The organism is Maribacter sp. ACAM166 (genome assembly GCF_005771495.1).
GTDB lineage: Bacteria > Bacteroidota > Bacteroidia > Flavobacteriales > Flavobacteriaceae > Maribacter.
Window position 1 is genome coordinate 39,724 of the sequence record NZ_VAUW01000018.1, and the last position, 20,911, is coordinate 60,634.

At 36.2% G+C, this 20,911-nt stretch carries 19 protein-coding genes; 4 read left to right on the forward strand and 15 right to left on the reverse strand.

Annotated elements, in window-relative coordinates; genetic code table 11:
- Positions 1 to 41 precede the first annotated feature (41 nt).
- Together ES765_RS12850 and ES765_RS12855 are read left to right on the forward strand one after the other, a co-directional pair.
- Positions 42 to 1,019: an endonuclease gene (locus ES765_RS12850; RefSeq protein WP_138114726.1), complete on the forward strand. Its 978-nt coding sequence runs from the start codon at positions 42 to 44 to the stop codon at positions 1,017 to 1,019.
- A 301-nt stretch (positions 1,020 to 1,320) separates the two neighbouring features.
- A complete protein-coding gene (locus ES765_RS12855) occupies positions 1,321 to 3,384 on the forward strand; it encodes a S8 family serine peptidase (protein WP_249356383.1) in 2,064 nt (687 codons plus the stop codon).
- Positions 3,385 to 3,386: 2 nt separating this feature from the next.
- Here the strand turns inward: ES765_RS12855 and ES765_RS12860 are convergent, their stop codons facing one another.
- From ES765_RS12860 to hemA, 13 genes are all read right to left on the reverse strand, one after another.
- Positions 3,387 to 3,896 (reverse strand): DUF3124 domain-containing protein, encoded by a 510-nt coding sequence (locus ES765_RS12860; protein ID WP_138114728.1) that lies wholly within the window; start codon positions 3,894 to 3,896, stop codon positions 3,387 to 3,389.
- Positions 3,897 to 3,949: 53 nt separating this feature from the next.
- Positions 3,950 to 4,723, reverse strand: coding sequence for a 3'-5' exonuclease (locus tag ES765_RS12865; protein WP_138114729.1), 774 nt, complete (start codon positions 4,721 to 4,723; stop codon positions 3,950 to 3,952).
- Positions 4,724 to 5,405: 682 nt separating this feature from the next.
- Positions 5,406 to 5,882, reverse strand: a complete 477-nt coding sequence (locus tag ES765_RS12870; RefSeq protein ID WP_138114730.1) for a methylated-DNA--[protein]-cysteine S-methyltransferase — start codon at positions 5,880 to 5,882, stop codon at positions 5,406 to 5,408.
- Between the two features lie 8 nt (positions 5,883 to 5,890).
- Positions 5,891 to 7,021: a CNNM domain-containing protein gene (locus ES765_RS12875; RefSeq protein WP_138114731.1), complete on the reverse strand. Its 1,131-nt coding sequence runs from the start codon at positions 7,019 to 7,021 to the stop codon at positions 5,891 to 5,893.
- Between the two features lie 37 nt (positions 7,022 to 7,058).
- A complete protein-coding gene (locus ES765_RS12880; protein WP_138114732.1) occupies positions 7,059 to 8,402 on the reverse strand; it encodes a serine hydrolase domain-containing protein in 1,344 nt (447 codons plus the stop codon).
- A gap of 23 nt (positions 8,403 to 8,425) precedes the next feature.
- Positions 8,426 to 9,415, reverse strand: a complete 990-nt coding sequence (hemB, locus tag ES765_RS12885) for a porphobilinogen synthase (protein ID WP_138114733.1) — start codon at positions 9,413 to 9,415, stop codon at positions 8,426 to 8,428.
- A 21-nt stretch (positions 9,416 to 9,436) separates the two neighbouring features.
- Positions 9,437 to 10,225, reverse strand: a complete 789-nt coding sequence (locus ES765_RS12890) for a PhzF family phenazine biosynthesis protein (RefSeq protein ID WP_138114734.1) — start codon at positions 10,223 to 10,225, stop codon at positions 9,437 to 9,439.
- 10 nt (positions 10,226 to 10,235) lie between these two features.
- The gene (locus ES765_RS12895; RefSeq protein ID WP_171017298.1) at positions 10,236 to 11,141 is read right to left on the reverse strand and encodes a DUF4421 family protein; all 906 of its coding nucleotides are present in this window, start codon (positions 11,139 to 11,141) and stop codon (positions 10,236 to 10,238) included.
- A 29-nt stretch (positions 11,142 to 11,170) separates the two neighbouring features.
- Positions 11,171 to 12,073 carry an oxygen-dependent coproporphyrinogen oxidase gene (hemF, locus tag ES765_RS12900; RefSeq protein ID WP_138114736.1) on the reverse strand — a complete coding sequence of 301 codons (903 nt, stop codon included), beginning with the start codon at positions 12,071 to 12,073 and terminating at the stop codon, positions 11,171 to 11,173.
- Positions 12,063 to 12,605, reverse strand: a complete 543-nt coding sequence (locus ES765_RS12905; protein WP_138114737.1) for a GNAT family N-acetyltransferase — start codon at positions 12,603 to 12,605, stop codon at positions 12,063 to 12,065. Before ES765_RS12905 ends, hemF begins: the two co-directional genes overlap by 11 nt.
- A gap of 58 nt (positions 12,606 to 12,663) precedes the next feature.
- On the reverse strand, positions 12,664 to 13,695 hold the full coding sequence (gene hemE / locus ES765_RS12910; protein ID WP_138114738.1) for a uroporphyrinogen decarboxylase: 1,032 nt from the start codon (positions 13,693 to 13,695) through the stop codon (positions 12,664 to 12,666).
- Positions 13,696 to 13,845: 150 nt separating this feature from the next.
- A complete protein-coding gene (gene hemC / locus ES765_RS12915; RefSeq protein ID WP_138114739.1) occupies positions 13,846 to 15,426 on the reverse strand; it encodes a hydroxymethylbilane synthase in 1,581 nt (526 codons plus the stop codon).
- Positions 15,423 to 16,679, reverse strand: coding sequence for a glutamyl-tRNA reductase (hemA, locus tag ES765_RS12920; RefSeq protein WP_138114740.1), 1,257 nt, complete (start codon positions 16,677 to 16,679; stop codon positions 15,423 to 15,425). Before hemA ends, hemC begins: the two co-directional genes overlap by 4 nt.
- Positions 16,680 to 16,870: 191 nt before the next feature.
- On the opposite strand from hemA, the gene ES765_RS12925 reads away from it, so the two are divergent.
- The gene (locus ES765_RS12925; protein ID WP_138114741.1) at positions 16,871 to 17,761 is read left to right on the forward strand and encodes an AraC family transcriptional regulator; all 891 of its coding nucleotides are present in this window, start codon (positions 16,871 to 16,873) and stop codon (positions 17,759 to 17,761) included.
- Positions 17,762 to 17,769: 8 nt separating this feature from the next.
- On the opposite strand, the gene ES765_RS12930 is transcribed toward ES765_RS12925, so the two are convergent.
- A complete protein-coding gene (locus ES765_RS12930) occupies positions 17,770 to 18,612 on the reverse strand; it encodes an N-acetylmuramoyl-L-alanine amidase-like domain-containing protein (RefSeq protein WP_138114742.1) in 843 nt (280 codons plus the stop codon).
- Between the two features lie 9 nt (positions 18,613 to 18,621).
- Positions 18,622 to 19,686 (reverse strand): mechanosensitive ion channel family protein, encoded by a 1,065-nt coding sequence (locus ES765_RS12935; RefSeq protein ID WP_138114743.1) that lies wholly within the window; start codon positions 19,684 to 19,686, stop codon positions 18,622 to 18,624.
- 168 nt (positions 19,687 to 19,854) lie between these two features.
- On the opposite strand from ES765_RS12935, the gene hemH reads away from it, so the two are divergent.
- On the forward strand, positions 19,855 to 20,898 hold the full coding sequence (gene hemH, locus ES765_RS12940; protein WP_138114744.1) for a ferrochelatase: 1,044 nt from the start codon (positions 19,855 to 19,857) through the stop codon (positions 20,896 to 20,898).
- Positions 20,899 to 20,911: the final 13 nt, after the last annotated feature.

The following is a 20,911-nucleotide window of genomic DNA, read 5'->3' on the forward strand; positions in this document are numbered from 1 at the left end:
ATAAGCCATTTTGTATTTTTATTGACCCAATAAATAGCGACATGCGAATACCATTTTTTAATAAAAAGGCTAAAAAGCAACGATATACCATCGCATTCTACAATTTAGAGAATCTATTTGATCCAGAACGAAATACAAGCACATTAGATAGGGATTATACGCCAAATGGTTTAAAAAAGTGGACTCCAGAAAGATATCATCGAAAACTTTCCAAACTAGCAAAAACGATTGCAAAGATTGGGGAAGAAGGGCATCAGTATCCACCTGTATTAATAGGAGTGGCAGAAGCTGAAAACAAGAGCGTTCTTAGAGATCTTTTGGATACACAACCGATGGATGATTTGGATTATGATTTTATTCATTTTGATTCTCCCGATGAACGTGGTATTGATACCGGTCTAATTTTTCGTAAAAAGTTTTTTAAAGTGTTACATGCTGAACCGCTTGCATTAATGGTCAATAACCCTGGGGGTATTAGAGATACAACTAGGGACATTTTATATGTAAAAGGAGAATTAAATAAAGAGGTGGTTCACATTTTTGTAAATCATTGGCCATCTAGACGAGATGGGGATATTGAAACTGAGTACAAGCGAATAGTGGCTGCGAAGCAAATTATAGAAAAGGTTCAAGAAATCAAGTTGTCGGAGGTAGATCCCAATATTTTGGTTATGGGTGATTTTAATGATGATCCATCTTCAACAAGTGTTGAATTATTATCACAGGATGCTGGTTTGTACAACTCAATGAAAAGCTTGCATATCCCTAATAGTAAAGGGACTTCAATTTATAATATGAAATGGAATTTGTTCGATCAAATCTTGATTTCCAATTCTTTTTTCAATTATGTAAAAAACACCCATAGTTTCGACAGTGCTGCTATCTACGATCATAAATCTTTAAAGGAAAAAGAAGGCAAGTATAGAGGTACCCCATATAGAACTTTTGTATCACATAGATATATGGGTGGGTATAGCGATCATTTTCCCGTATACGCAGTTTTTACTTTAAATTCTTGACCCTCGAAACGTGAAAGAAAAAACCTACACATCATAAAAACGCATTTTCACAACAGTTCGCCTACACTCTAGGTGTATTTCGTCGAATAAAAACGTTGTTTCATCTAGCGTAAGCATAGTATTATATATTTGTAGTCCAATACTTACAAAATATAATTTACTCATGAATTTAAAAAATTCAACCCACCAGATAAAAAGTATTTTCCTATTAATATGTATCGTTTTTTGTTGTTCTAGTATTCTAAGAGCACAATCTAAAAAACAACGCTTAGAAATAACATCTAGTTATAAAAGTGCTAAGTTGAACAATTTCAAATCTAATTTGATTTCTGAGCACGCTGCTAAAACATTACGCATTAGCGAACTTGCGAAGCTGAATAATTGGAAAATCAAGGAAACATTAGCTAACGGTAAGAAAATAGAATTAAAGGAGATAGGTTCTGACGGTAGTCCTTTATATTATGAAACCTATTCTGATCAAGCAGGCTTAGTATCTAGAGCAAGTACTTTAAATACCAACGGTATGATGGGACTACATTTAGATGGTGAAGGAATGGAGGTAGGTGTTTGGGATTCTGGTATTGCATTAGAAAACCATGTTGAATACAATTCAAGAATTATAATTGGTGACGAAAGTACAGAGGTTGATGCCCACGCTACACGTGTTACGGGAAGTATAATCTCTGCAGGGTATAAAAACGAAGCAAGAGGAGTTGCAAATAAGGCGAAAGTTTTAAGCCACGATTGGAGTAGGGATAAGATTGAGGTTACTGAAGCTGCAGCAAATGGATTGTTACTATCTAATCACTCTTATGGTATTAAGGCCGACCGTGTGCCAGACTGGTATTTCGGTGCTTACACGAAAGTTGCGCAAGATTGGGATAAGATAATGTATAACGCACCGTATTACTTAATGGTTTCTGCTGCGGGTAATGCACAAAAAAGCAGGGATAACGACGTACCTAGTTTTGGTGCTAGTACAGATGGTTTTGATGTATTGCTAGGGTTCACCTTGGCTAAAAATGCGATTACTGTGGCGGGTGCAGATTCTAAAATTGATAGAAATGGTAATTTAAAAAAAGCGAATGTATCTGCGTATAGCAGTTTCGGCCCTGTAGATGATGGAAGAATTAAGCCGGATATCGCTGGTAATGGTTCTTCGGTACTTTCCACTGACTCCTATAGTAACACAAGTTATAATACTTCTTCTGGCACTTCAATGGCTACCCCTGGGGTTACCGGTTCTTTGTTATTGCTACAACAATATAACGAACAATTATATGGTTCTTATATGAAAGCAGCGACCTTGAAAGGTTTGGCGCTTCATACAGCAGACGATGTTCACGAGCAAGGTCCTGATTATAAAATGGGTTGGGGTGTAATGAATGCCAAAAAAGCTGCGGAGGTTCTTTTTAATAAAGATTTCAGTAGTTATGTTGCCGAGGAATCACTAGAAAATGGAGAAACATTTTCATTCACTGTTTCTGCAGAAGGTAATGAGACGCTTATTGCTTCTATTTCTTGGACAGATATAGAGTCAAATTTCATTAATAGAGGTGAATTAAATAATACTAAAGCAGCGTTAGTTAATGACCTTGATATTCGAATCACTAAAAACGGGGAAACTTTTTTACCTTGGAAATTAAACCCTGCACGAGCCAGTAGTGCAGCAATAAAAGGCGATAATAGTGTAGATCCATATGAGCGTGTAGAAATACCTAATGCAAATGGCACATATACCATCACTGTAAGTCACAAGGGTGAATTACAAAATGAGAATCAAGATTTTTCATTAATTCTTTCGGGAGTAATGATGACTACATGTTCGGTACAAGCACCTGAAGAAATTGTTTTAGGTGAAGTTGATGCAGTAAAATTGAATTTAACATGGGAGAACAGTAACGATGGTCTTTATGAAGTACAATACAAGGAAGTAAATCAACAAGAATGGTCTACAGAGTATGTTACCAGCAATACTTTTGTTTGGAACGGATTAATTCAAGACCAAACATATTCTTTTAGAGTTAGAACGTTCTGCTCTCAAAATGTAGCTTCGGAATATAGTACTCCCGTAACATTTACGTTTAATGGTGTTGATACCGTAGTGGAAACCTTTAATGCATTAAGCACAGATTCTGATATTCCTTTTAGTGTATATCCTAACCCAGCCGTTGATGAAATTCAATTAAATATTGAAACTAGTGATACCACAATGTATCGAATAATAAGTACAGGTGGGGTTGAGTTAAAAATGGACTCGGCTACAAATTCACGAATTAATGTTTCGGACCTACCTTCGGGGTTATATGTGTTGCAGATTCAAGACTTGGACTTTAGTAAGAGCACAAAATTCTATAAATATTAATATTATTGTATTCTCCGTGATTGCGTAGTAAATGAAAGTCCTTGTTGACCTACTGTTGAGTTCATTACCCCTTCAAACAGCGGTTCAGGACAATCTTTAGGTGATTTCCATTCAAAGATAAAGTTAGATCCCGTACCACCTTCTACATCCATTTCATCAATGATAATTTCAGCAGTTTCTAAGGGAGCCAAATAGATTGGATGGGCAAAGTAGCTTCGTAAAGAAGTACCATGGGTATCAAAATATTTTGCTTTTAAAATAAATATAGTATCCTTTTCACTAGTGTTTCTTAAACTAACCATGGCAGTTAGATTATGGGTTTTATGCTCAGTACTGCTATAAATTTGGGAATAGATGGATAAATATGATTTTCCATGTTCTAAAGAATCAATTACGGATATGGAGACCTCCCTTTTCGACCAATTTTCAGGATGGATTGAACTTATTTCTTTTTTTTCTTTACAACTTAGAAAGAGTACGGTTATTGAGAATAATAGGATAAACATTTTCATGGTAGTCGGTTGTTTAGGAAGAGAATATTGGTAACAAAATTACAGCATTAGCGCTATTTTTTAAAGGTAGATATATGATTTACTAAAGTATTCTTGAATTGAATGCTCGAATTCATCACGTTCTTTACTTCATCATCAATCAATAAAGGTTGATTTCTTAACCGTAGAAAGACTTGTGCGGTGGTTAGCACATCTAGTTCGCAATAGGTCACAATACGCGGTAGATTTTTTTCTTCATAATACACCACTCTCACCATACTACCATCTATATCTTCTTTTGGTGAAGGTATACCCAGAACATGAGCCATTAATTTTAGGGAAGTAAAGTGTTTATAATCTCCGAACTTCCAAAGTTCCATAGTATCTATATGGGGTATTTCCCACGGTTTCTTGCCGAACAAATCTAATTTATGGGGTAATGAAATACCATGAATGGTCATTCTTCGTGCGATATATGGAAAATCAAATTCCTTGCCGTTGTGCGCACATAAGACATTTTTGGAATGGTTGAAATGTTCGTTCAACAATGTTTTAAAATCAAGTAATATCTTTTCTTCTTCGCCATGAAAGGTTGTTAGCCTAAAACTTCTAGTGCTCCCCTGCAATGTGAAATAACCTACAGAAATGCAGATTATTTTACCGAACTCTGCCCATATGCCTGCTCGTTCATAAAATTCTTCAGCACTAAATTCTTCTTTCCGTTGATATTGCGATTTGTGTTCCCAAAGTTGTTGTGTGGTAGTATCCAATTCGTCAAAAGAACTTTTTTCTGGTACTGTTTCTATATCTAAAAAAAGGATATGGTCTAATGGTGTTTTGTCTAGCATTGATTTGTAAATTACTACAGAAGAGTAAATTAAGATAATTTATTTACATATGTGCGGTAGTAGGTTAGTCTGAAGATTTGGTATTTTTAAAAAAGGATATCAATTGCTATGAAATTCATTAATGACCTTGGTTCTTAGGGTTTTTTAAATTTTAAAATGAGTATGATATCTTGGTGTAAATTTCGCGTCATTTTAAGCGGTCTAATTAGTACTGTGTTGTATTGAAGAGCGTAAAGAAGTAGAAAGTAGCCAAAATATAAATATATATATATCACCATTATCGGTGAGAATTCTATCTTGGATATTAGGATTAATCAACGCTTTAAAGACAAAAAAAGACTTGGCTATTAGACCTGTATTGGGGTGGAATCTATTACATCAAAATATGTTTGCTATATTATATGCGCTTCAAAACACAACATAAACTGAGATAGGGGGCATGTTAATTTCTTTGAATGGAAATCTGGTTGTTCAAAAGAATTTGAACTTCCTACCTATTTTGTGGAATAGCCTAAAATCGACAAAGCGGTTGGTTTAAAAAACCGTAATAGATTGATGAATAGAATAAATTATGGTAAAAAACATTGCGTATCGATTAAGGACGTTTTTTCAAGTTAGGGTTTAGCCTAAGCGACGATAAACAAACCATGCGTTCTGTTTTATACACATTATTTCTAATTGTTTAGAACAAACGCTGCTGTTTGTGCGGACTCTCATGTTCCAACAACCACTTTTTACGGTGTAGGCCACCGGCATAGCCAGTAAGTGTACCATTACTGCCAATTACCCTATGACAAGGAATAACAATCCATAATGGATTTTTACCATTTGCGGATGCTGCTGCTCGAATGGCTTTCACATCACCTATTGATTTAGAAAGCTCCAAATAAGAAATTGTTTTACCATAGGGAATGTTCTGTAATGCTAACCATACCTTCTTTTGAAATGCTGTACCCTCTGGATTAAGATTCAAAGAAAACTCTTTTCGGGTTCCTTCAAAATATTCGTTCAATTGATAAACGGTATCTTCTAAAGTTTCTGGTATCACATCAGTAACGCGTTCTTCAGTATTTAAGATAATAATAGAGGTGACACCATCAGAATTACCAGTTATCTTAGCAATGCCTAATGGTGTTAAAATATATGCAAGGTCCTCCATGATGTTATTTATTTTTTATCAAGGGTAGGAGTAGTTTTTTCAATAACACCCGATGCCTTTGCGCGCACTTCCCAATTTTTTCGAGCTAGTACCTGCAGATCTGCTACATTATCACTCTCGTCCATTATTTCAAGTCCTAGAAGTGTTTCTATAACATCTTCCATGGTCACCAAGCCGCTCACCGAACCATATTCATCAACGACAAGTGCAATCGCCTCACGCTTTTGAATAAGTGTTTCAAATAAAGTTGGTATTGGGGTACTTCTACGCGTAATTAAAATTTCACGTTTAATTTCTTTAAGTGGAGACGCCCCATTTTGATTGATCATTTCTTCCAGAACATTATCCTTTAGTACAAATCCAGTAATGTTATCCATTTTTTCGGTGTACACGGGAATTCTAGAAAATCGTAATTTTTGATTATCCTTAAAAAAATCTGCAATTGATCTTTCTTCTGAAGCTATTTTCATAACTGCTCTAGGCGTCATGATATCTTTTACTAGAATGTCATCAAAGCGCAGTAAATTTTTTATAATGGTAGATTCAGATTTCTCAAATACACCTTCTTTATGTGCCATATCGGTCATGGCATGGAAATCTTCACGGCTCAGAACGCTACCATGATGTTTACCGCCACCAACCATTTTCGTAAAAAGACGTAATACCCATAGTAGCCCTGTATATTTTAAACCGACTACCATAATGCTTAGGGTCTTTGCCGAAAAGTTAGCAAGTTGTTTCCAGTACGTGGCACCAATGGTTTTAGGAATGATTTCTGATGCAACGAGTATGAGAATGGTCATTAAGGTAGATACTACACCTACCATTAGGTCTTCGGTAAATTCTATGCCAAAAAGCGAACGACTTTCATTACCATATAATTCAGCATAGGCTGTTTTGGCTTGTACACCAACTAAAATCGCACCTACTGTATGGGCGATGGTATTAATGGTGAGGATGGCTATTAAAGGTTGGTCTACATCTTTTTTAAGAACTTCTAACGTATGGGCGTATGCTTTTCCTTCCTTTAATTTCACATTAATGAATGTAGACGTTATGCTTAACAATACAGCCTCTAAAATTGAACATAGAAAGGAAAAGAAAATGGAGATAAATGCGTAAAATATTAATAAGCCCATAGGGTTGTTTTATACCTCGAAGATATCAATAAAATCACTAAGGTTTGAGCTGTTTAGCATTATCGAACGCTTGATAAAATACCTGTTGAAGAGCAGATCGGATGTTGAGGTCATATATGTCGCGATTCTTTCTAGTAGGATATACTCGATTTGAAAGGAAAATGTAAACTAATTGATGTTCAGGGTCTGCCCACACAAACGTTCCTGTGAAGCCGCTATGTCCAAAGCTATTTTGACTTACTTCTGGCGTAGGATATGCATCTACCAATGAAAACGTGCTATTGTTTAAATACGGCTTATCAAAACCTAAACCTCTTCTGTTTTCATTTTTCGGGTATTGTACCCGAGTAAATTCTTTGAGAGTTTTTTCAGAGATATAACGATTACCGCTATAAAGTCCATTTTGAAGATACATTTGCATGATTATCGCTACATCATCTGCAGTTCCAAAAAGTCCGGCATTACCCGAAACCCCTCCTAACAAAGATGCGTTTTCATCATGTACCCATCCATTGGTTAAGGTATGTCGGTATACCGTATCAATTTCAGTTGGAACTATAGTATTGGGAAAATGTTTTGTGCTAGGTAGAAACCCAAATGTTTTCATACCAAGTGGTTTATAAAATTCCTCCTCTAGATACTGCTCATAGGGCATGCCGGTTAATTGCGAGATTAACTCAGGAAATAGTAGAAAAGTCAATCCGGAATAGGTGTACTTTTTTTCTGGAGAAACTTCAGACCTGTTTATCATTCTATACATTTTTCTATTGAACCTATTTTTCACATAGATACTTTCAAATGCTTCATTAGTAAATCGTTTATTCGACTTCGTGCGAATAAATCTATTTTTAAACCGACCGTTATTTTTTATTACTTCATTCAAGAAAATTATGTATGGTTTAAGACCTGCTTGATGTGCAAGAATTTCTCTTAAGGTAATATGTTTCTTATCTCTTCTATGTTTCCACGGCTTCCAATACGTGCTAAATGGTTTATCTAAATCAAGTTTACCTTCGTCAATTAATTTCATTAATACTGGTAGCGGACCTAAAATTTTTGTGACTGATGCTAAATCATATATGTCATTTAGCTCAACCGATTGAATACTATCGTAGGTATGAAATCCGTATGCTTCATGAAAAATGATAGTACCTTCTTTAGTAATTAAAATTTGTGCACCAGGAAACGATTGGCTTATTATACCAATCGTCATAATGCTATCAACCTTCTGGTAGATGTCAGCAGAGTCTAATTCAAAGTGTGTCAACGATGACTTTTGCAGACTTGAGCCAATCGGCAAACCAAGTGGTAACTTTGAATTTTCTTGAGCAATAGATAAGCCATTAAAAATACCGAACAGTATTAAGATGTAAATTTTCATTCTGTGTTAGTTCACTTGGTGAATTATCCCATTAGTTTAACCGCGTCTTTTGCAAAGTAACTTGCAATGATATTGGCACCTGCCCTTTTCATAGCAATTAGTTGTTCCATCATTACGGAATCATGGTCTAGCCATCCTTTTTCTGCAGCAGCTTTTACCATTGCATATTCACCAGATACTTGGTAAACGGCTACTGGTACATCGACCTCATTTTTTATTTCACGTACGATGTCTAAATAACATAGGCCCGGCTTCACCATTACAATATCTGCACCTTCTTCAATGTCCATTTGTGTTTCTCTAATGGCCTCAAACCGATTCGAAAAATCCATTTGATAGGTGCTTTTATCTTTTGGAATGTTTTTAATAGTTACGGGAGCGGAATCTAGGGCATCTCTAAACGGACCATAAAATGCGCTTGCATATTTTGCACTATAGGCCATAATACCGGTATTGATATATCCTTCATCTTCTAAAGCTTCACGAATGCTTAGAATACGACCGTCCATCATATCACTAGGAGCAACAAAATCGGCTCCGGCTTTTGCGTGTGATACGCTCATTTCTGTCAAAACTTCAACACTTTCATCATTTAATATTTGGCCGTCAGAGACAATGCCATCATGCCCATAAGAGGAATACGGATCGAGAGCCACATCGGTCATGACCAACATATCTGGACACGCATTTTTAACCGTTTTTATTGCCAATTGCATTAATCCATTTTCATTCAAAGCTTCCGAACCGTGGTTATCCTTTAAATTATCAGGGACTTTCACAAAAAGAAGCACCGAACATAAACCCATTTTCCAAAGCTCTTTTGCCTCTTTTGCTAAATTATCGAGACTTAGTCTATAGTAGTTGGGCATAGATGCTATTTCCTCTTTTATGCCTTTACCTTCAACAACAAATAGGGGCACCAAAAAATCGCTTGGGGTTATTATGGTTTCACGCACTAAATGGCGTATAGCTTCTGAACTTCTAAGTCTTCTATTTCTAATAAGTGGATACATATTTAATTATTTTCTGTTATGTTAAATTTCTATTTCACCAATTAAATAGCAAACCGCATTACCTGAAATTTTAATGCGTTCACCATTATATTCACATTGAAGCATGCCGCCTCTTTTAGAAAGTTGTTTTGCCGTTAAGGTGGTTTTATTTAATTTTTTCGACCAATAAGGTGTTAAGGTAGTATGTGCAGAACCTGTAACTGGGTCTTCTGGTATACCACACTGAGGGGCAAAAAACCGAGAGACAAAATCAACTTCATTTCCTTTGGCGGAAACAATGATTCCTCTACACTCTAATTCATTCAAGAGATGAAAATTTGGCCGAATAGATTCTATTATTTCTTGAGATTCATAAATGAGCAAGAAGTCGGTTTTGCCTTTAAAAGTTTCTAATGGTTTCTTTCCGATTGCTTTTGTAATAGCTGCTTGCTCAGTTATAGTGTTTAAATCATCCGTAGGGAAATCCATAGTTAACAGCCTATTTTCATTGTTTTGAACCAGCAGTTCACCGCTTCTAGTCGAAATAAACCGAAGAGTATTTTCTTTGAAACCATAGTAGTTGTAAAGTACAAAGGCGGTGGCTAAGGTGGCATGGCCACATAGGTCTACTTCAATTTCTGGCGTGAACCATCGAAGCTCATAATGGTTTTCCTTTTTGACTGCAAAAGCAGTTTCTGCTAGATTATTTTCTGCAGCAATGTTTTGCATGGTTTCATCTGACAACCAAGAATTAAGGATGCAAACAGCCGCAGGATTTCCGCCGAATAAGGTTTTAGTAAAAGCGTCTATTTGGTATATTTTTTGCTTCATGTTCTATGCATCAATTCAAACCAAATTTACGATTTATCTCCTTGGCTTTTTCTATCAACTTTCTAGGAGCATCGAATCGATATCCAATGTAAAATTCAAGAAAACTAATCGAATCATCAAGCACAAAGTTATCTGCTGAAGTGTGTGTTAATATTTGGGTATTGATAGTTATACCGTTAAAAAATGATTCTGAATTATAACCTCCTGTTAGCCTAAATATAAATTGGGCTAACCCTGTTAGTGAAGTTTCTCCTGCAGATTTAGATAGATTAAAGCCTAAACCACCAATACCACCAGCAGAAACGATATAGTTATCATCAAATACCCAATTGTGATAATAACCAGGTCCAATTGCTAGATTAAAAGAGTGTTCGATTTGGTTTTCAAGCACTGGATCTTGTAATTTAAACTTAGTGTAATAGTATGTCGCGCCAGGAATAAAACTACCAGCACTTTTCTTTTGCCACTCATTCTGAAAACCAATAGCACGGAAAGAAAAATTTGGATTAAATATATAACTGGTACTCCCACCAATTTTTATCGTCCTTAAATTATCAACAGGTAACGTGAGATCTTTTGTGCGAATGAAAAAACCTTTTTGCTTATAGAAATCAAAAGTTTGCATGAACTGGTAAAAAAACATTCTAAAGTTAAGTGTAATCAATTTCGAGTCTCCATTGTCTTTATTTTCAGATAGAAAATTCGGTGCATATCCTAAATCAAGTTCTACAGAACGAAATGAGATGGAGAGGCCTAAATAACTTTTATCATTAGGGATAAATTCGGTTTTGCTCTTTGTAAGCTTATCTCTAAGCGCGAAACTATTTGATGTGGTCTGTACGCTTAGTCTAGCGGTGATTTTATCGGGAAATTCTTTTATATGAGTTGAGTCTTGAGCAGAACCAAGGTGGGCCAAAAATAGAAGACAGCTTAAAAGGATCAACCTTAAACCCATTCCTTAGGATGCATTAAAATATGAAGTAACCGTTCTTCTGCACTACCCTCCTCGGGCTGATGGTCATATACCCATTGCACATGAGGTGGGAGGCTCATTAAAATACTTTCGATTCGCCCATTTGTTTTAAGACCGAACAAAGTTCCCTTATCGTGAACTAGATTGAATTCTACATACCTACCTCTTCTAATTTCTTGCCAATCTCTTTGTTGTTGAGAATAGTCAAGGTCTTTTCTTTTTGTAACAATTGGTATATAGCTCTCAAGAAAACTATTGCCTACTTCGGTAACAAAATTAAACCAATCTTGCATACCCATAGCTTCAGTAGCTTTGCAATAATCGAAAAATAGACCGCCTATACCACGTGCTTCATTTCTATGTGTATTCCAGAAATAATCATCGCATCGTTTTTTGTAGGTCTGATAAAAGAATTCATTGTGTTTATCACAGGCCTTTTTGCACACCTCATGAAAATGAACGGCATCTTCATCAAATAAGTAATAAGGGGTTAAGTCTTGACCGCCACCGAACCATTGATCGACTATTTCGCCATCATTTCCGTACAATTCAAAATAACGCCAATTTGCATGAACCGTGGGTGCCTTGGGATTCTTTGGATGCAGCACTAAACTTAGTCCGCAGGCAAAAAAATTACCTTCCTTAACTCCAAAATAGGTTTTCATACTATCGGGAAGTTCTCCATGAACGCCGGAAATGTTTACGCCTCCTTTTTCAAAAACAGAACCGTTTTCAATCACTCGCGTACGGCCACCACCGCCTTCTGGTCGTTGCCAAATATCTTCTTTAAATTTTGCCGTCCCATCAACCTCCTCTAATTTTGAAGTAATGGTCTTTTGAAGGGTTTCTATATATGTGTAAAATTTATCTTTCATTTTTAAGGATGTAAAGTTCCATATCTAATGGTTCTTCGTTGGGTGGAGTGTGCTCTTTTGCTAAAGTTTTTTTCCAAATATAACCACAATTTTGAGCTACTTTAAGACTGGCAATATTAGAATGATGTACAATTATCCTTAGGGTATCAAGGTGTGGTTGTGCAATTGCCCACTCAGAAATCGTTTTCACGGCAAGGGAAGTGAATCCTTTATTTTTATAAGAATATCCAATACAATAAGCGATTTCGGCTTTTTTTTTTATCCTATCGACTTCCTGCACGTAGATAAGCCCAATGATTTTTCGATGTTCTGGTTCCTTTAGCGTAAAGAGATACTCGTGGCCAGAAACAAATTCTGATACTTTTTCCTGAACGAAAATGTTCGATAAATCGGGAGTGAGGTTAGCTGCGACAGTATTCGGAAAATAACGTTTAAGGTAGTCTTCATTAGAGGATATGAAATCACATATGCGCCATCCGTCCCGATCTAAAATTGGATTTATTTCGAATTGGGCTAAATGGAATGAATTCATGCTTATGGAAACGAATTTATTAACTTCTATAACAATTTCCTACCTACCACTAAAACCTTTAGACCGCTTTATATTCCTTTACCGCATCAATAAACGCTTTTGCATTCTCAACAGGTATATTTGGTAAAATACCATGTCCTAAATTAACGATATAACGATCCTTGCCAAACTCGTTAATCATTTGGTGTACCATCTTTTTTATTTCAGAGGGAGGTGATAACAAACGTGAAGGGTCAAAGTTACCTTGTAATGTTATTTTACCTCCACTTAGGTAACGAGCATTTTTAGCGGAACAAGTCCAGTCTACTCCAAGTGCACCCGCACCCGATTTTGCCATATCGCCCAGGGCAAACCAACATCCTTTTCCAAATACAATAACAGGAGCTTCATCCTTTAATGCGTCGATAATCTGTTGAATGTATTGCCAAGAAAATTCGTTATAATCGGTTGGGGAAAGCATACCGCCCCAAGAATCGAATACCTGAACAGCATCAACACCAGCGGCAACTTTAGCTTTTAAATAGGCAATGGTAGTATCTGTAATTTTTTGTAAAAGTTCATGAGCTACCACGGGTTGTGTAAAACATAACTCTTTGGCTTTATCAAACGTCTTGCTTCCTTGACCTTGAACGCAATAACATAAAATGGTCCATGGTGAGCCGGCAAAACCAATTAAAGGAACCTCATCATTCAATTTTTCTTTCGTTGCTTTTATTGCTTCCATGACATAACCCAATGTTTCATGAACGTCTGGAACGATTACGCTATCGAGGTCTTTTCGTGAGCGAATTGGATGCGGTAAATAGGGCCCAAAATTAGGCTTCATTTCCACTTCAATATTCATGGCTTGTGGAATGACCAGGATATCGCTGAACAAAATTGCTACATCCATACCGTACCTGCGAATGGGCTGTACGGTGATTTCTGAAGCTAATTCTGGAGTTTGGCACCGGGTAAAAAAATCATATTTTTCTTTAATGGCCATGAATTCAGGTAAGTATCTACCCGCTTGGCGCATCATCCAAACTGGAGGTCTTTCTACAGTCTCTCCTTTTAAGGCTTTTAGGAATAAATCGTTTTTTAAACTCATAGGGTTAATCTTGTTCGTCTTTGCGAGTAGATTTTTTGCTCTGAAGCAATATGTTTAATCGTTGTTCTTAAGAAACAGATTGCTTCGCTATGCTCGTAATGACGTTTATTTATATAATATCTCTTTAATGTGGTAGCTAAAAGCAAATAATTACTTTGTATAATCTTCGTTCACTAAATCAATTACACTTTCTACAGTTGGTATTTTGGCAACTTTCACTTCCTTAAAGTAGGTTCTAGCTGCTTTTGCAGTAGTTTCCCCAATACAATACGCAATTTTATCAGCTGAATTTTCTTCAAGGTAGCTTTCAACGTTTGATGGACTGTAAAACATGATACCTTTTACTTCATTAGGTATCTCTTTTCCAGATAATTTCGTTCTATATGCTTCAATAGCATTAATCGCAATATTGTTTTCTTCCAGAATCGTAGGTAAATCTTTTAAACTCAGGTTTCCATGAAAATAAGTAACTTCGGTTCCATCGATAAACTCTACCAAATAGTTGGCTAGATCTGTGGCATTATTTTCAAAATGCGCTACAATTCCAAATTTCTTTTTTATAAGTCTGCGTGTTTTTCTACCGACACAATAAATGTTTTCAAACTTTAGTTCTTCAGCACTACAGCTTGTTAAAACTGATTCCACCGCGTTTTTACTGGTAAACACGACATTTTTGTGCTCTTTTTTCAGAACAATAGGAGAAATACGATTGGGACTAACTTTTATAAAATCGTCAGAATCTGCATTTGCGGATATATTTAAACGCAACTGTTGTTCGTGTGTTAATTTTTTGGTTGAAAATATGTTGACAACGGCATCCGCACTGGCCAATTCTGTCATTAGTCTTTTACCACCTCTGGCCAAGATACTTTTGGCACAATCAATACCTAAGTTTTTATGCTTACCTAAAGGAGCCGTTAATTCAGCCTCTAATTTTTTACTTCCATCGACATTTAATAAAACTCCCTTAAGAGTGACAACATTCTCTTTGTCGATATAGGATAAGGCACCGATGGGAGCACTGCAACCACCCTCAAGTTCTCTAAGAAAATCTCGTTCTAAGGTTACGCAAGTGTCTGTTTCTTCATGGTTTAATTGGGCACAGGCTTCACGAATCTCCTCATCGTCTTCCATTGCAACAACCATAATAGCCCCTTGTGCAGGTGCAGGCAGCATCCATGTGAGTCCTATTGTGTTCTCAGGTTCCAAACCAATACGTTCCAAACCTGCAGCGGCAAATATGGCACCGTTCCAATTATTATCGTATAGTTTTTCTAATCTACTGTTTATATTTCCTCTTAAACCGACAACGGTATGTGTAGGGTATCGGTTCAGCCATTGTGCCTGGCGACGCAAACTTCCTGTTGCAATAATTCCCTCTCGTTGCCCTAGAAATTCTTCATTTTCTTTGAAGGCAAGAATGTCCATATAGTTGCCACGTTTTAAAACGGCTGCTTTCACAATACCAATTGGTAATGCAGTAGGTACATCTTTCATGGAATGTACGGCTATATCTATAGTGCCATTAAGCATGGCGACATCTAAGGTTTTGGTAAATATACCTGTAACGCCTAGTTCATAGAGAGGTTTGTCTAAAACTAAATCTCCGGTAGATTTTACGCGAACTAATTTAACAACATGCCCTAACGCTTGTAATTGGCCCTTAACGGTATTCGCCTGCCATAATGCTAATTCACTATCGCGTGTTCCTAATCGTATTACTTTACTCATTTTTGGTCCAATTCTAATTGAAATACTTTTTGGATAAATTCTAAACTTGAATTGGAATCTACCGTGTCATCCTTAAGATGGTTTGCAAATTGTGTAGTTATTTTTTGAATGATGCGATTTGTAATGACATCGGCCTGATCCGCATTGAAATTGACTGTTTTTTTCGACTGATAGTCAAGTTCCTCATCCTTCATCGTCTTTAGCTTTTTCTTTAATGCTTTAATGACAGGTGCAAACTTTCTGGTCTCTAGCCACTGATTAAAATCATGCATTACCTCTTGATTAATAGCTTCGGCTTCAGGAATGAATTGTTTTCTTCGCTCTAAGGTCTTATCGGTCATTTGCGATAAATGATCTAAATGAATTAGTGTGACATTTTCCATATCTGAAATAGAATCGTCCACATTTTTTGGAACTGAAAGGTCTAATATCAGTAATGGTTTCTTTGTATGAATTAATTCTCTGGTAATAGTAGGTTTCTGAGCGCCAGTGGCAACTACCAAGATGTCTGCTTTTCTAATTTCGGGTTGTAAGTCACCATAGTCCTTCACCATAAGGTTAAACTTTCCAGCAATTTGTTCAGCTTTGCCTTTTGTTCTATTAATTAAGGTAATGTGAGGGTTCTTGGTGTGCTTAATAAGGTTTTCACAGGTGTTGCGGCCTATTTTACCGGTTCCAAAAAGAAGAATATTTTTTTCTGAAACATTTTCAATGTTTCGTAGAATATATTGAACAGAGGCAAAAGCTACAGAAGTTGCCCCAGATGAAATTTCTGTTTCATTTTTAATACGCTTGCTCGCCTGTATGATATTATTGCATAAACGTTCAATGAAAGGATTTGCGATGCCGAGCCCTTTAGACCGTTTAAAACTTTGTTTCAACTGACTAATGATTTCAAAATCTCCTAAAATCTGACTATCCAACCCTGTGCCTACCCGAAAAAGGTGATTGATGGCTTCTTTGTTTTTGTAAACATAGGCTACTTCTTGAAACGCCTCAACGGTACCATTTGAATGGTCACATAATAACTTGATAAGTTGAAAGGGATGTTCAGCAAAACCATGAAGTTCTGTGCGGTTACAGGTGGAAGTGGCCAATAGACCATCAATTCCCTGATTTTTCGCCTCTATCAAAAGCTTTTTTACAGCGACCTCGTCCAAGCTAAATTTACCCCGTGCCTCAGCATCGGCCTTTTTATAGTTAAGGCCAATTGTATAAAAGGAGTTGTGTTTAGAAATATGATAGTCCTTCATAGAGCAGATGCAAAAGTATGGGCATCAATCTAATAAAAATAACGCTAGCGGTACAATTAGTGTCGACTGCAGAATTTTTAGACCAAATTGGCAATAATTTGTTTGAATTACTATAATTTTATGGTGCTATCAGCGTAATGGATGGATTTATTTAGATGCTTTCTAAATAGGATTAAAAAAATATAAAAAGTATGGAGGTTAAAAATAACGCTCAAGGTTCATTTGATGAGGTGCGTATAGAAGAAGGATTTTATGTGCTTAAATTTCAAAATGAAAGTGATTCATTCACAAACTATTCCCGTGAAATTAACAAAGGCTTTATACAATTTCATTTTTGTTTAAAGGGTAGTGGCACTTTTTTGTTTAACAAAGGCACTTATACATTGAATGTTTCTGAGGAGAATTCTCTGTTATTATATAATACACAATTAGATCTACCGCTTAATTTAAATCTTGAACCGAAATCTTCACTCGTTTCTGTAGTGATGACCTTGCGTAAATTTCATTCCCTATTTACAGCAGAAGCCGATTATATTCCTTTTCTAAGTACAGACAATAAAGAGAAAAAGTATTATGCTCAAGAACCATTTTCGCCTTCTATAGCGATTATTTTGAGTCAGATCATAAACTTTAACCTACATCCATCCATCAAGTCTTTATATGTAAAGGGAAAGATATATGAGCTAATAGCGTTGTATTTTAATAAGAGTCCGAATGCTGATATTGAACAGTGTCCTTATTTAGCAGATGAGGAGAATGTAAAGAAGATTAAAAAGGCAAAAGAAATCATTTTAGCAAATATGGCCGAGCCACCTACATTAGCCGAACTGGCAAGTGAAATCGGATTAAGCTTAAAGCGATTGAAAGAAGGCTTTAAGCAAATTTATGGGGATTCTGTTTATAGCTTTTTATTCGACCATAAAATGGAGTATGCCAAGCGATTATTAGAAACCGGACAGTATAATGTTAATGAAATAGGGTTAAAGGTTGGGTACAGTACTGCCAGTCATTTTATAGCCGCTTTCAAGAAAAAATACAATACCACTCCTAAAAAATACTTGTTGGCGTTGGTAGGCAATTAGTATAAAAATTAGAGCGGCCTGGCCACCATAATTCCTGTATTGCTTTTGATGTCTTTTAAATACTCGGCCAAGGGTAATTTAGATACTTCAACTTCCATCGAGCCTGTTGAAGCATGTAGCAAATGAATTCTACCATCATTTTCTCGTGTCGCAATGCCCGTATGTGTAACATCCAATCCATTAATTGAGGTAGCTAACGCGATAATATCTCCCGATTGTATTAGGTGTTCGTTTTCTGCAATTTTATCTTGTGCCAAAACACAAATCGCTTGGTTGTTTAGGTAGTTTTCCGATGCTTTAATTTTCGAAAAATTAGCGTCATCGGATAAAAATGGATATAAATCTCTGTGGGTACTCATAAAATCAATATCCTTGGTGATTTCTACTCCACCAATTTCACCGGTAATATCTTCTAAAAGTCCTTTCTCAGCATTATTGGCAATCCACTCTGAGAAGTAATGCAGACGAGAAGCGTATCCCTCCAAGGCGCCATCTTTATAGCGTATAATTTCTAGATTCTTGGTAAAGGCATCAAACGAATCTTCTTTTTGCCTAAGAAGCATTGAAAATGCCAATACGTTTTCAACAAAGGTGGTGCAATCTAGTCCTTGAAGATTTACTACTATGGTTTCGGTATCCCCAATTTCTAGGGTTTTAGCAACATAGGGGGTTTTCATAAACGTTTTGCCAACCCTCACCATGGTATTACCAAAATCAGGTTGTGAAAATTCATCAATTTCTTGGATTTTTTCCTCGACAGCTGTTTTGTCTTTTGGGGAGCAGGTTATTTGTTGTGAAAATCCCAGCTGGGTATTTACAAGTAGTATAATTAGAAGTAAAAATTGTCGCATCGTATAAAATTATAAAGGATTACTTTTTTCTATATCATTTTCCAAAAGTACTCGTGTTCGTACGATACTCTCAGGATAGTTCTCTTGTAAAAAAGTTATTAATTTCTCACGTACAAATACGCGTAAATCCCAAAGTGTGGAAGCATCCTGGGCACTGACCATTGCCCTAATTTCAACACAAGTGGGTTTGGAATCTGTGACTTGGATGTTTTGGTTTACTCCATCCCATAAATCGGTAGTTTGTAAAACCCGTTCCAGTTCTTTTCTAAGGGCATCAAATGAAACCTTATAATCGGTATATAAATAAATGGTTCCTAAAAGATCTGCCGAATTCTTTGTCCAGTTTTGAAAAGGCTTTTCAATAAAATAAGAGGTAGGTACAATCAATCTTCGTTTATCCCAAATATTAACAACAACGTAAGTCAATGTGATTTCTTCTATTCTACCCCATTCACTTTCAACAATGACCACGTCGTCAATTTTTATTGGTTGAGCGATAGCAATTTGTATGCCTGCCAAGATACTAGCAATCATCTTTTGGGCGGAAAGGCCTACAATAATACCTGCAACTCCTGCAGAGGCAAAAATACTGACCCCAATTTCCCGGATACTCTCAAAACTCATAAGGGCAATACTTAGCCCTATAATAATGATGATAACGATGATAATGCGCTCTAAAATATTGAATTGGGTATAGACCTTGCGTGCCTTGTAATTGTCGACAGCATTTACATCGTAATTTTTAATGATTTTCCGCTTCGTAATTTTTAACCCAATAATTAGCAGCCATGTAAAGGAAAAAATTATAGAAATCGTACTGATTTTACTTAGTACATATGTGAGTTCTTCGAATCCTAAAAGGCTATGAAACGTTTTAATACGTAGAGCAATGGCAATAAAGATAATGAAGAAGGGCTTTGTTATGTTTTTAATATCCTCTTTGTCAAATAGGTATTTAGGATTTTTGCCCAACCGTCTTAATATTTGAACAGTAATTAATTGAAGCAATAATAATACCAAGACCGCTCCAACAATGTAGGCTAAAAGGATAGGGTTTTTTGTTAAATTCTGCATTTTTAATCTCCTTTCATTAATTACGATCAAATTTAGGCATTAAAACATCCAAAAAAAGAAAGGTTAAACACTATCAACTTTACTTATACATTAATATGAAAGTTTTTTGAGTTCCTAAATGCGGGTTGTGTTACTTGTATTATTTTTGCAATAGGAAAATTAAACGTTATGAAAGGAGTATTATTGGTCAATTTGGGTTCACCAGAAAGTCCTACCCCAAAAGATGTAAAGCCTTATTTGGATGAGTTTTTAATGGATGAAAGGGTAATTGATGCCCCTAAATGGTTACGTGCTTTCTTAGTAAAGGGCATAATTTTGCAAACCAGACCGAAAAAATCTGCCAAGGCATATGCAAAAATTTGGTGGGAAGAAGGTTCACCGCTAATCGTTCTTTCTGAACGGTTTGCCAACAAAGTACAGCAACATACAAAAATGCCAGTTGCACTAGGTATGCGATATGGCACGATAACTATAAAAAATGCATTGCAAGAATTAAGAGATAAAGGTGTAGATGAGGTTTTGTTGGTACCACTTTATCCACATTACGCGATGTCTAGTTATGAAACTGTAGTGGTAAAAGTATTGGAAGAACAGCAAAAATTCTTTCCAGGAATGGATGTGACTACGTTACCTGCATTTTATAAAAATCCAGATTATATCCAAGCACTATCTGAAAGTATAAAGGATGGATTAAAGGGTTTCGATTATGACCATATTCTATTTTCGTACCACGGTATTCCAGAACGTCATATTCGCAAAAGTGATCCTACCCGTTTTCATTGTAAAATAGATGGCTCTTGCTGTTCTATTAATTCTGTTGCCCATAACACGTGTTACAGGCATCAAGTCTATGATACAACCGAGATGGTTAAGGCTTATTTGGGCTTGCCCGATGAACAAGTTAGCACTTCTTTTCAATCACGTTTAGCAGGTGATCCATGGTTAAAACCTTATACCGATTATGAATTTGAGCGTTTGGCCAAAGAAGGAAATAAACGTTTAGCAGTTATAACCCCGGCTTTTGTGAGCGATTGTTTAGAAACCTTGGAAGAGATTGCTATGGAAGGTAAAGAACAGTTCGAAGAGGCTGGAGGCGAACATTATAAGCATATACCTTGTATGAACGATAGCGAACATTGGGTGAAGGTAATGGCTAAATGGGTGAATGAATGGGAAGCAACTGGTAAATTAGCGGTTACGCCAAGCACCTAAAAAAGAACATCTA